14 protein-coding genes are annotated in these 11772 nt (G+C 65.5%); all 14 read right to left on the bottom strand.

The window, feature by feature from the left end; translation table 11 throughout:
* Positions 1-45: 45 nt before the first annotated feature.
* Positions 46-732: a response regulator gene (locus tag CY652_RS20285; RefSeq protein WP_102132514.1), complete on the bottom strand. Its 687-nt coding sequence runs from the start codon at positions 730-732 to the stop codon at positions 46-48.
* Positions 733-1092: 360 nt separating this feature from the next.
* Positions 1093-1779: a cysteine hydrolase family protein gene (locus CY652_RS20280; protein ID WP_102132513.1), complete on the bottom strand. Its 687-nt coding sequence runs from the start codon at positions 1777-1779 to the stop codon at positions 1093-1095.
* Entirely contained in the window at positions 1776-2165 is a 390-nt protein-coding gene (locus tag CY652_RS20275) for a nitrile hydratase accessory protein (RefSeq protein ID WP_102132512.1), read from the bottom strand. The genes CY652_RS20280 and CY652_RS20275 overlap by 4 nt, the downstream gene beginning before the upstream one ends.
* 46 nt (positions 2166-2211) lie before the next feature.
* Positions 2212-2805, bottom strand: a complete 594-nt coding sequence (gene nthA / locus CY652_RS20270) for a nitrile hydratase subunit alpha (RefSeq protein ID WP_102132511.1) — start codon at positions 2803-2805, stop codon at positions 2212-2214.
* On the bottom strand, positions 2802-3497 hold the full coding sequence (nthB, locus tag CY652_RS20265) for a nitrile hydratase subunit beta (protein ID WP_102132510.1): 696 nt from the start codon (positions 3495-3497) through the stop codon (positions 2802-2804). The genes nthA and nthB overlap by 4 nt, the downstream gene beginning before the upstream one ends.
* A gap of 8 nt (positions 3498-3505) precedes the next feature.
* Positions 3506-4264 carry an ABC transporter ATP-binding protein gene (locus CY652_RS20260; RefSeq protein WP_102132509.1) on the bottom strand — a complete coding sequence of 253 codons (759 nt, stop codon included), beginning with the start codon at positions 4262-4264 and terminating at the stop codon, positions 3506-3508.
* The gene (locus CY652_RS20255; RefSeq protein WP_102132508.1) at positions 4265-5068 is read right to left on the bottom strand and encodes an ABC transporter permease; all 804 of its coding nucleotides are present in this window, start codon (positions 5066-5068) and stop codon (positions 4265-4267) included.
* A 2-nt stretch (positions 5069-5070) separates the two neighbouring features.
* Positions 5071-6060, bottom strand: coding sequence for an ABC transporter substrate-binding protein (locus CY652_RS20250; RefSeq protein ID WP_219723790.1), 990 nt, complete (start codon positions 6058-6060; stop codon positions 5071-5073).
* Positions 6060-6218, bottom strand: a complete 159-nt coding sequence (locus tag CY652_RS24570; protein WP_180970698.1) for a hypothetical protein — start codon at positions 6216-6218, stop codon at positions 6060-6062. Before CY652_RS24570 ends, CY652_RS20250 begins: the two co-directional genes overlap by 1 nt.
* A 6-nt stretch (positions 6219-6224) precedes the next feature.
* Positions 6225-7151 (bottom strand): LysR family transcriptional regulator, encoded by a 927-nt coding sequence (locus CY652_RS20245; RefSeq protein WP_180970696.1) that lies wholly within the window; start codon positions 7149-7151, stop codon positions 6225-6227.
* Positions 7152-7222: 71 nt separating this feature from the next.
* The gene (locus CY652_RS20240; protein ID WP_102132528.1) at positions 7223-8893 is read right to left on the bottom strand and encodes a carbon-nitrogen hydrolase family protein; all 1671 of its coding nucleotides are present in this window, start codon (positions 8891-8893) and stop codon (positions 7223-7225) included.
* Positions 8894-8901: 8 nt separating this feature from the next.
* Entirely contained in the window at positions 8902-9885 is a 984-nt protein-coding gene (locus CY652_RS20235; RefSeq protein WP_102132505.1) for an ABC transporter substrate-binding protein, read from the bottom strand.
* Between the two features lie 42 nt (positions 9886-9927).
* Positions 9928-10710, bottom strand: a complete 783-nt coding sequence (locus CY652_RS20230) for an ABC transporter permease (protein WP_102132504.1) — start codon at positions 10708-10710, stop codon at positions 9928-9930.
* A complete protein-coding gene (locus CY652_RS20225) occupies positions 10707-11513 on the bottom strand; it encodes an ABC transporter ATP-binding protein (RefSeq protein ID WP_102132503.1) in 807 nt (268 codons plus the stop codon). The genes CY652_RS20230 and CY652_RS20225 overlap by 4 nt, the downstream gene beginning before the upstream one ends.
* Positions 11514-11772 lie beyond the last annotated feature (259 nt).

The following is an 11772-nucleotide window of genomic DNA, read 5'->3' as shown; positions in this document are numbered from 1 at the left end:
CGTGTGCGGCGACCGCGAGGATCGCCGACGCGAGCCACGCGGCGATCAGGGCAGCAAACCGCGCTGGCGCGCCTCGAAAAGCGCTTCCGTACGCGAATGCACCGAAAGCTTTTTGTAGATGTTCTTGACGTGACATTCGACGGTCAGCCTCGACAGCGACAGCGCTCCGGAAATCTCGCGATTGGTCAGCCCCTTGCCGACCATCGTGAGAATTTCCGTTTCGCGGGGCGTGAGAGTCCCCTGGGAAATACAGATGACCGGCGCTGGAACGGCGGGAGGGGCCAGCAGGGCAAGGATGCGCCGCGCGACGAACGGATCGATCGGCGCCCCGCCCCGCAACGCGCTGCGGATCGACAGCGCGATTTCCACGTCGTCGCGCTCCTTGAGCAGGTAGCCCGTGGCGCCTGCCTGCAGCGCCGTGACGATGACCTCCTCGGTGCTCCACGCGGAGATTACCAGAAGCGGAAGCGCGGCATCGCGCTCATGAAGGTCGCGGATCAGGTCGATGCCGTTGCCGTCGGGCAGCCCCACGTCGACCAGCACGAACGCAAACGGTTGCGTGGCGAGAAGCGCTTCGGCTTCGGCAATGCTGCCTGCGCACGACAGCATGTCGTCGTGGTAGCCCACCTCGCCCAGGATGCGGCGCAGGCGTAGCTGCATCAGCGATTCGTCCTCGACGATCAGCAGGGGAGCGGGAAGCAGCGGATCGCCGTCGGGACGGGAAACGGGCATCGGGGGGCGCCGGACAGGATTAGTCGATATACAGGAGGCTGCCACAGGTCACGGCGCGGCGGAATACCTGATACCTGGTAGCAGCCGGTCTGGACCCGTTCCGTGCAGGGAAGCGGCCCGTGGACGATCCCTCCCGGCGAGTAGTCGCGGAACGCCTCTGATAAGGGCTCGTGCAGTTTCACCCGGGGAACGACATGCCGGACCGACTGGACACGCCCAATGCCCGTATCTTGCTGGAAAATGCCGAAACCAACGTGTTTTCCCACGCGACACGGAACGCCGCCTGGATCAGCCCCCGCCGACGCCCCTGCCGGACAGGCTCCCGCCCTTCCACCCACTGCCCGATATGGCACCTGCCAATCAGGACACGCCCCCGGCCAGTTGCGCAATGAAGTCCGCCGAGGTAGCCGTCGTCGCGAGGTAGCCGCCTTCGATCTGCAGCAGGTGCATGGCCATGTCGTGGTCTTTGGGATCGGGCTCCGCGCAGCAATCGCCGAGAACCAGCACATTGAATCCGCGATCGCTCGCCTCGCGGGCGGTCGACGTGATGCATACGCCGGTGGTCACGCCGACCAGCACCAGATTCGAAATGCCCGACGTGATCAGCACGTGGTACAGGTCCGTTCCGTGAAACGCGCCCGTCCCGGGCTTGTCGATGACGATCTCGCCGGGCAGCGGAGCGAGTTCCGCGATGAACTGCCAGCCGGCCTCTCCGCGCACCAGCAACCGGCCGAGCGGACCCCGGCTGCCGATTTCGGCGCCGGCGCGCGCGGTTTTCAGGCGCTTGCTCTCGGGCAGGTCGGACAGGTCGGCACGGTGCCCTTCTCTCGTATGGATAATCCGCAGTCCCGCCGCGGCCGCACGCACGCGCACCTGCTGGATACGCGGCACGATCGCCTTCGCGGCCGAGACGTCGCCGCCGCGCGCGGCCATGTAACCCTGCGGATCGCAGAAGTCCCGCTGCATGTCGACGACGACCAGCGCCGTGATCGCCGGATCGAACTCGCCCGTGATCGGAAAATCGTAGGGGGTGCCGCGAACCTTCATTGCCCACCGTCCCGGCAAACGGGTTGCGGCTCGCCCTCGCCGTGCGCGTGCGAATGGGCGGCCATGAACGCGCCGCGAACGCCCTGCTCGGCGGCCTGCAGGCCGGGCGGGGACACCAGGCCCTTCGCGTCGAGCAGCGTCGTCAGCGCCGCGACCCAGCGCGAATAGTAGGTTTCGTCGCCGTCGATCGGCCCGCCCTGACGCTCGTAAGCGCCGATCTCGACGATAAGCGCCTGCTGAAACTCGCGCAGCGAGAACAGTCCGCGCTCGGCCGCGGCGAGCACGATGCCGAAAGCGCGCGCCGACCACGGCGTCGGAAAGCTCAGTGTTTCGAGGTGTCGTAAATCGGCGAGCGAATCGCACGCCAGTACGTCTGCCGGTTGCATGGCATTCTCCCTGATGATCTGACCGCGGGCCTTCCTGGCCCCCGTGCTAGGCGCTCACCCGCGCGACGCCGATCATCGCGTCCCGGGTAACGAGCGCGGCGAGCGCCGTCTCGTCGAGCGATTCCGTGCCGCTCGGGCGCTCCGGCAACACGAGATAGCGAATCTCCGATACCGAATCCCACACGCGGATCTCGACTTGCGCATCGAGCACGAGGCCCATCTCGGCCAGCATGCGGCGCGGCGCGCGCACGAGGCCCGAGCGATACGCGCTCGACTTGTACCAGGCGGGCGGCAGGCCGAGAATCGGCCACGGATAGCATGAGCAGAGCGTGCAGACGACCACGTTGTGAACGGATGCCGTGTTCTCGACGACATGAAGCCGCTCGGTTTCGGGTCCGCCGATGCCGAGTTCGGCGCAGGCGGCAAGGCCGTCGTCGAGCAGCCGCGCCTTGAACGCCGGATCGGTCCAGGCCTTCGCGACCACGCGGGCGCCGTTCTTCGGCCCGACCGTTTCCTCGTAGTGGTGGACGATCTCGTCGACGCGCGCGGAATCGAGCACGCCGATCTCGTTGAGCAGGCTTTCGATGGCTTCGGTGCGAACCGCCTGCCACGGCTTGTCTTTCGGGGGGCGATGGGTCATGCCGTCTCTCCGTCGATGGGTTCCAGATGATCTTCGCTCAAGTCGATGTGCGTGAAAACGCCGGATTCGGCCTGCGGTCCCCACAGTTCGCGGGCGTCGAAACGCACGTTGTAGACCGGCTGCAGGTTTTCGCCGCGATGGTGGGCACGCGTATCGGGAAACACCCATGCCTGCGCATTGACGATCGCGATCGTGCCGCACTTGCCGCGCGTATAGGCGGTCACGCGCGTATGGCCTTCGGGATGGATGTTGCGCACCCGCACACGCTCGCCGACCCGGTAGCGCGGCGTGACCGTGACGTCCTTGCGCCAGGCGCCCCAACGGATTTTCATCGCCGCCGGCAACGGCCAGTTGCGCGCCTGCGCGTCGACGGGCGTCCGCTCGCGCGCATCGTCCAGATAGTCGGCGATACGCCGCTCGACTTCGTCGCGGCGCAGGATGTTCTTGCGATCGAGCAGCCGCTCCATCGCGAACAGCCACCGTCCGTAGTAACCCACGCCCAGATAGGCCACCGCGTCCATCAGCTCGATCTCGTGGCGATGCTCGTCGAGATTCCATATGCCGGTGGTGTCGAGTATCTGCGTCATGCAGAACACCCGGCTTTCCCAGCGCGCATGGAAAACCGGCTCGTCCTCTTCCTTCTCGACCTTGCCGAACCCGTGCAGGCCGCCCATGTCGTGAATGCCGTTCATCGTTTCGCTCAGTCGATCAAGGTTTCGAGTTGCCGCTGAAGGTCGAGAAACGCCGGCGCGTAGCGGTCCTTCATCTCCGGGGCACGCGTGTCGGCGTCGAGCAGCACGCGCGCCGGACGCTCGCCCAGCACGATCACGCGGTGGCCGACCAGAATCGCCTCCTCGATGCTGTGCGTCACCATCACCATGGTCTTGCCGGTGCGCGTCCACAGGTCCCGCATCAGCATCTGCATACGCCGCCGCAGACCGATGTCGAGCGCGCTGAACGGCTCGTCGAGCAGCAACACCTGCGGCTCGACGATCAGCGCCCGCGCAATCGCCGTGCGCTGACGCATGCCGCCCGACAATTCGTGCGGGTACGCACGCGCCGCGTCGGACAACCCGACCATCTCCAGCATGCGGTCGACCGCGTCGGCGCCACCGGCCGAGGACGCCCGCCTGAACCGGAGTCCGAAACCGACGTTCTGGCGCACCGTGAGCCACGGAAACAGGTTGTTTTCCTGAAAGATCATGACGATCTCCGGCGTCGGCGCCGCCAGATAGCGGCCGCCGAACAGCACGCCGCCGCTCGCCTCGACCTGCGCGAAGCCGCCCAGCGCCTTCAGCAGCGTGGTCTTGCCGCAACCCGAGCGCCCGAGTACGCAGGTAATTTCGCCGGCCCGCACGTCGAGGCTCAGATCGTCGATCGGATAGGGCCGCTCCGTGCCGACAGCCACCGTCAGCCGCTCGACCTGGAAGGCAGGCTCCCGATGCCCGGACATCGGCATTCAGACTCTCCACCACAAGAGGTAGCGGGCAATGAAGCCCAGCAACTTGTCCACGACGAAACCGGACACGCCGATCACGACCATGCCGAACATGATGAGATCGTTATTGAAGAGGTTACGTCCCATCATGATGATCGCGCCCAGCCCGTCGCGTAATCCGACCATTTCCGCGACCAGCACCGCCATCCAGGCGGCGATGAAGTTCGTGCGCAACAGCGTAAACACGCCCGGCAGGATCGCGGGCAGCACGACCCACAGCCAGCGCTGCGGCGCGTTCGCGCCGAGATTGCCGGCCACCGTGAGAAATTCCGGCGGCACCCGGGCGATCTCGGCGAGCGTCGCGATCGTGAGGATGAAATAAACCCCCATGAAAACGATGAACACCGCGGTCGTATTGCCGATGCCGAATACGACGATCGCGGTCGGAATCCAGGCGATCGGCGCGATCGGCGCCAGCAGATGCAGAATCGGCCCAAGGCTCCACGTGGCGAAACGCGACAGACTGAGCAGCGCCCCGGTCAGGATCGCCGCGACGAAGGCCAGCGCCATGCCGGCGAAGACCCGGGCGAACGTCGACAGTACGGAGACGTAAACCGACTCGGCTTGCGAACCCAGTCCTATCTTGAAGTCGCTTTGCGCAACGGAACTCAGGAACTGGCTCGGCGGCGGCAGAATCGACGCGATCACCGAATCGCTGGAATGTCCGGCCCACTCCCACAATCCGAGCAGGCAGCCGACCGAGACCAGCCCCACTGCCGCCGGCAACACGGCCTGCCGGCGCGCCCGTTGCGCATCACGCCCCATGGTCAGTGCTCGATCGACTTGATCATGTCAAGCCGGAAGATGTCGTTCGCGCTGACGTTGCCCTTGATGTAGCCCATCTTCGTCAGATCGGTCACGACGCTCTGGATCGAATCGACGTCGGGGACGAACGAGATGGGTGCCGGCGCCGACTTGAACGAAGCGAGCAGCACCGCCGGCGGCACCCTGAAATAATTGCCCTTCTGCAGCAACGCGACCGCCTTTTCCGGCGAACGGTTGATCAGATTCGCGCCGCAGACCATCCCGTTCAGAAAGGCGCGCACCACCTGCGGGCGATTCTTCAGCGTGCTGTCGAGCACGCTCACGACCGCATTGGGCGTATGCAGCGACCACGCCTGCGCGTTGTTCGCCAGGACCGTGGCGCCCTTCGTGGCGACCATGTCCGTCGTATAGGGCTTGATGTGGCTGAGCATATCGACCTGGTTGGTGCGGAACGCTTCGACCATGGCGAGCAGATCGTTGAAATAGACGAACTGGACGTCGTTGCTGTTGATCCCGTAGCGCGCGAATTCGCGCGTCAGAATCAACTCGAGCGTGTCGCCCTGCAGCGTCGCGATCTTCAGCTTCGGCTTGCCCGCCTTGATATACGCCTTCAGGTCGGCGAACGAGTGGAAGCCCAGCCGGTGGCTTGCGATCACCTCCATCACGCCCCAGCCGCCCGCGGCAGCGATCACGCGAATCGGCACGCCGCTGTTCGCCGCAAAAAACGGCAGCGTGAACGGGTTGAGGCTGAAGTCGATCTGCCCGCCCGCGAGCGCCGCGTTGTTGTCGCCCGGGTTGGCGAAGAACACGGTGTCGACCGCGAGGCCGTTTTGCGCGAAGCAGCCGCTTTCCTTTGCAACGAAAAGCGGCGCCATATCGAGCGCGACCAGGTGACCGACCTTAACCCGGGTCAGGGTCTGCTGGGCCGACGCGTCGCCGATTCCGGCGCACAGCAGCATGACAGACAGGAACGTGGCAATGAAATGTCGCATCAGGCGGTTCTCCGGCTTGTACCCGTGTCGCGGGCGATGGGCTCAATGACGGAGCAAAGCGTAGCCAGCGGAAAATCGGCGATAAATAGCGCGGTTTCAATGTTCGTATCGGCGTGGTCGATATGGCCGGAAACCGCGCGCGCCCGGGTGTCGTCCATGAGCGCTCAGTGCTGCCGGATCGCGTCGGACGTCCGGCCGCAGCCGAGTTCGCCCAGACAATCGACGAAGCCGCGAATGGCCCGCTGGTGCATGCCGTTCGCGTGCGTCACCAGCGAGAAATCGGAATGACGCACGAAATGTTCGGGCAAGAGCTCGACCACGGCGCCGCTCTCCACCCAGGCCCGCGAATAGTGCCTGGGCAGAAACCCGATATAGGTGCCCGTGAGGATCAGGTGCAACGCGGCCTCCACGTTCGTCACCACGGCGTCGGCGTTGCCGCCGTGCGCGTCGGACTCCGGAAACTCCAGCGCGCCGAGAAACACGCGCACCACCTTGCGCGCCGCCGCAATGGCCGACAGCAGCGCGTCCGGCTCGTGTATCGCCGCGAGCGGATGATCGCGCGTGCAGACGAGGCTGTCGGTTTCCCGGTAGAGCGGCCGATACACGAGCGACGGCATGCGGCCGTAGAAAATGCCGATGGCGACGTCGAGACTGTGATCGAGCAGCCGGCGCTCCATCTCCTGCGGCGACAGCACTTCGAGCGCGAGGCGCACCCGGTTGCCGGGTTGCCTCGCGAAGCCCGAGAGCAGATCGCGCAGCGGCGAATCGGGATCGGTGACGACGTTGTCGAGAAACGCGACCCGAAGTATGCCGCCCATCTCGCCGCGCAACTCGCCGGCGTGCATCTGAAACGTATTGATCGATCTGAACAGCTCGATGACGTGCCGATAGCAGGCCTCGCCCTCGTCGGTCAGACTGAAGCCGCTGCGGCCGCGATGGCACAACGTGACGCCGAGCCGCGTCTCCAGTTGCGCCATCTGCGTACTGATCGTCGACTGGCTCACGTTGAGCACCGCCTGGGCGTTCGAGAACCCGCCCGCCTCGACCACTGCGCGAAATACCCGCAGCAGCCGCAGATCGATGTCGCCCATGACCATTCACGCCCCTCCGGTAGCACGGCCGCCCGGCGGCAGCCATGCAGCCGTTCGCGAGAAGTCGGCTGCTACGGCACCGCCGTCAGGACCGTGTAGGTTTCGACAAGCCGGTTGCGCACCATGTCCACCCCCGGAATCATCCGCTTCTGCCGCGCAAGCGCGAGATTGGCATAGGCCGGCATGACCGCGCCCCAGCGGGACACGGGCGCCGCCGCCTGATCGACGTCCCACGTCGGGAAGCCGCTCGGCGGGATGACGAAGGAGCCGCCCGGATACGGCGCGTCCGCGCGATTCGCGCACACGACGTAGACGCGGTTGTCCTCGGCCTTCGGCACGCTCAGCAGGCGCCGCTGGTTCGGATGCTCCCATGCGCAGCACCATACGACGATCTCCGCGCCCATCAGCGCCAGCACCCGGGCCGATTCGGGAAACATGCCGTCGTAATCCATCAGAATGCCGATGCGCCCATACGGTGTCGGAAACACCGCGAAGCCCTCGGACGGCGGCTGCGCCCATGCCTGCGTGCGCGGCCCGGCATGCACCTCGCGCTGCCGGCCGATCACGCCCTGCGCGCTCACCAGCACCGCCTCCGGATACCGCTCCGCGCCCTGTTGCCCGACGCCCGGCAGCACCGCCAGGGCATCGTAGCACGCACAAATATCCGTCAGTCGCCCGATCAGCGCCGGCGCGAGGGCGGCCTGCTCGCGTGCCGCGGCAGCGGACAGACGCCAGTCCGCGGCGCCGAAATACAGCGGCAGCGCCGCCACCTTCACGCCCAGCCGGAACGCGTGTTCGACCATGCCGAGCGCGTCGTCGACCGACTGGGCATGCGACGCATGCGCCTGTACCGCCGCGACCTTCGTCGTGTGCGCCTCGGGCACGATGGCCTCGGCGAGCATCGCGCGAAGCGGCGCATGCTCGAGACCGGACGACAGGACCCCGTAGGTTTCCGGACGCCGGTCCGCAAGCTTCGCGCCGCCAAACGACCAGTGGCGCGCGCCCCGCCACCCCGGCTCGATATCGGCCGACACGACGCCGTGCGTGTCGTACGGAATCTTCGCCTGCACGACCCCGTCGGGCGACACGATCATGCTGCCGCCCGGATAATAGATGCTGCGCTCGACCCCGGCCTTGGTCGCCGCCACGAACCACACGCCGTTCTCGTAGGCCCGCGCCGGCACCCACATTTCGGCCTGGTCCATCGCGAAAAAATTCGCCATGTCGAGGATTACCTCGGCGCCCTGCGCGGCGAGACAGCGAGCGATTTCGGGAATACGGCCGTCGAAGCAGATCAGCAGGCCGATGCGTCCCAGCTCGGTCTCCACGACCGGATTGCCTTTCGTGCCCACCTCGAACCAGTTCTGGTCGTGGGTCGCCAGAAACTGCTTCTGGTAGTGGCAAATCAGTTCGCCTTGCCGGTCGAACAGCAACGCGGTGTTGTACGCGCGGCCGTCGGCGCCGCGCTCGGTGAAGCCCGACGCGATAAAAATGCCGTGCTCGCGACACAGCGCCCGGAGCGCCTCGCAATAAACGCCGTCGAGCGGCTCGGCCAATTGCAGGCAATGGTCGGCCGAATCGAACAGATAACCCGAATTCATGCACTCCGGAAACACGACCAGTTCCGCCCCCTGGCGCACGGCCTCCTCGACGTAATGCTGCACGAGCGCGACGTTCGCCTCGACGTCGCCAAGCGTGGCGAGCGTCTGCACGACCGCCGCGCGAAAAGTTCTACCCGTCATCGAACGGCTCATTTCGGAAAGTCCTTGCTGGTCAGGATAAGAGAGGAAACGTCGAGATGCTTTTGCAGAACGCCTTCTTTCTGAAACACGTCGACGAGCGCCTGATACGAGGCGATGTCGGTTGCGTCGATTTCGTTCCACGCGCGCAGATAAGGCTGCGCGACGACGCTCGCCTCGTTGGGCCGAAGCGCGGTGTAGTGGGCGATCACCGGGCGGTACGTGTCGAACGACTGGTTGGCCATCCGCGTCGCCTGGTCGAGCACCGCCACGATCTTGCGCGCGGTGTCCGGATGCGCCGCGATGAAGCGCGTCGTCAGGACCGACACGCCGGAGTAGAACGGATCGGCAATCTCCGCTTCGGCCGGATTGGTGACGGCGCGCGTCGCGTCGCCCGAAGCGGCCGCGATCGAGCCGACCGGTTCGAGCGACAACGTCGCGTCGACGCTGCCCGATACCACCGAAGGCACCTGAAGGCCGCTGGCGATGTCCTGCAGGTGCACGTCCTTATCCGGATCGAGCCCCGCCTGACGCACCATGTAGCGCGCGATCGTGCGCCACTGGATGCCGGGCAGATGGCCCAGGGTCTTGCCCTTCAGATCCTTGAACGAATGAATCGGCGAATGGTTCGCGACGATCAACGCGTCGTCGATGCGGTGCATCGGTCCCCCGCCGCCCTCCAGCCCGAACACCTTGAAGGTGCCGGGAAAGCGCGACTCGGCCAGTGCCGTGATGCCGGCCGCGGTGCCGGGCGCGCCGACGTCGGCCTGTCCGGATACCAGCGCGTCGACGATCTGGTTCGGGTTCTCGAAGCGGACCGCATTGACCTCTATGCCGGCCTTCTCGAACAGCCCTTCTTTCATCGCCACATAAAACGCAGTGGTCTGCATGATCGGCAACCAGGCAATGGTCACCTTCTCGACCGCCTGCGCCGGAATGGCGGCCGCCAGCGAAACCGCTGCAAACGCCGCAGCCAGCATGGTTGAGAATTTCATCGATACCCCGTCACAAAGTTGATTTTCAGGAACGGCTACTTCCTATTTCCCGGCCCACTTCACAAAATATCGTTCGAGTGCGAGAAACCCCAGATTGACGGCGTAGCCGGCGCAGCCCATGGCGATGATGGTCGCGTACATTTGCGTGAGGTCGTAGACCTGCTCGGCGTCGATGATCCGCCGGCCCATGCCGTCGGACGAGCCGATGAACATCTCGGCGACGATGATCACGACGAGCGCGTACGACACGCCCAGCCGAAGGCCAACGAACGTCTGCGGCAACGACTCGAAGAACATCACGTCGCGCAGCACCCGCGCGTTCGACGCGCCCATCACGCGCGCCGCCAGAATGCGCGTCTTGCGCGCGTTCATCACGCCGTAAGCCGTGTTGAACACGATCACGAGCCACGCGGAAAAAGCCGCCACCGCGATCTTGGACCCCTCGCCGATGCCGAACACGAGCAGGAACAGCGGAAACATCGCGGTAGCCGGCGTCGAGCGGAAAAAGTCGATCAGGAAGGCCGCCGAGCGATAGACGACCGGGCTTGATCCCAGCACCACCCCGAGCGGAATGCCCGCGGCGGCCGCGATGACGAACGCATCGCCGGTGCGCAGCGCCGTCGCCCAGAGATCGGGCCACAGCGTGCCCTGGATCACGTCGGACCAGAGCGCGCCGAACGTCTCGGCCGGTCCCGGCAACAGACGCGGGCTCACCCAGTGGCTCGCATGGGCGAGGCTCCAGAGGACGATCAACGCGATCGGGCCCACGAGGCCCAGGCCCGGACGCGCGAAACGCGCGCGCCACGCGAAGCGGGTCGTGCTCATCGGCTCACCTCGCGCTGGAAGACTTCGAGACTCCGCCGTTTCGCGGCGATGAACTGGGGGTGATGCAGCGTCGCGTCGGTGCGCGGATAGGGCAGTTCGAACGGAACGATGGCCGCGACCCGCGTCGGCCGCCGCGTCAGCATCAGCACCCGGTCGGCCAGATACACCGCGTCCTCCAGATCGTGCGACACCAGGATCATCGTCACCCGGCTTTGCACGAACACCGCCTGCAGTTTTTCGCGGATGAACAGCGTCATTTCATAGTCGAGCGCCGAGAACGGTTCGTCGAGGAACACGATTTCCGGGCGCGGCGCGAGCGCGCGCAGAATCGAGATCAACTGCTGCTGTCCGCCGGAGAATTCGTAGGGGCGGCGATTCAGGTCGAACCGCACGTCGAACTGCGCGACGAGTTCCTCCACCCGTTCGCTCCGCTGACGCGCGTTCATGCCGCGAATCTTCAGCGGATATTCGATGTTCTCCCGCGCCCGCCACCACGGGAACAGCGCGTCGCGATAATTCTGGAACACGTAGCCGATCGTGACTTCGCGCACGTCCCGTCCGTCGAACAGAATCTGCCCCGAGTCGTAAGGCACGAGGCCGGCCATCATGTTAATTAGCGTGGACTTGCCGCAACCGTTGGGACCGAAGACCGACGTGAAAGAGTTGGCCGGCAACTCGAGATCGAATCCGTCGTAGAGCGGCTGCGTGCCGAAGGCCTTGCGAAGACCGCTCACCTGAACGGCCGGACGCCGTTGCCCGCTGCTTGCCGGAAAAGAACCGATCGCTGTCACGCTTGCTTGCATTCGCTTTACCTTGTGTCGCCCGGCTGCGCCAACGGCGCCTGCCGTCTGGCATGAGCGAGACATACGCAATATCCGCGCCAATGCCGGCACAAGCGTTCGCCCTCCCGTCAGCCCGCTCGCCACGGGCCGGCACGCGCCCGTCGAGCGACAACGCATGAACGATCTGCCTCCGGAATTTGTTAACAAATGCCTATTTTGTTCATATAGATTTTGTGAGGCATCGCCACGCCTGGGGTCCGGTAGCAGCCGCCCCCGGCTT

Origin of the sequence: Burkholderia sp. WAC0059, assembly GCF_002870125.1 — a bacterium.
Taxonomy (GTDB): domain Bacteria; phylum Pseudomonadota; class Gammaproteobacteria; order Burkholderiales; family Burkholderiaceae; genus Paraburkholderia.
This window is presented reverse-complemented; position numbering and strand designations above follow the sequence as displayed.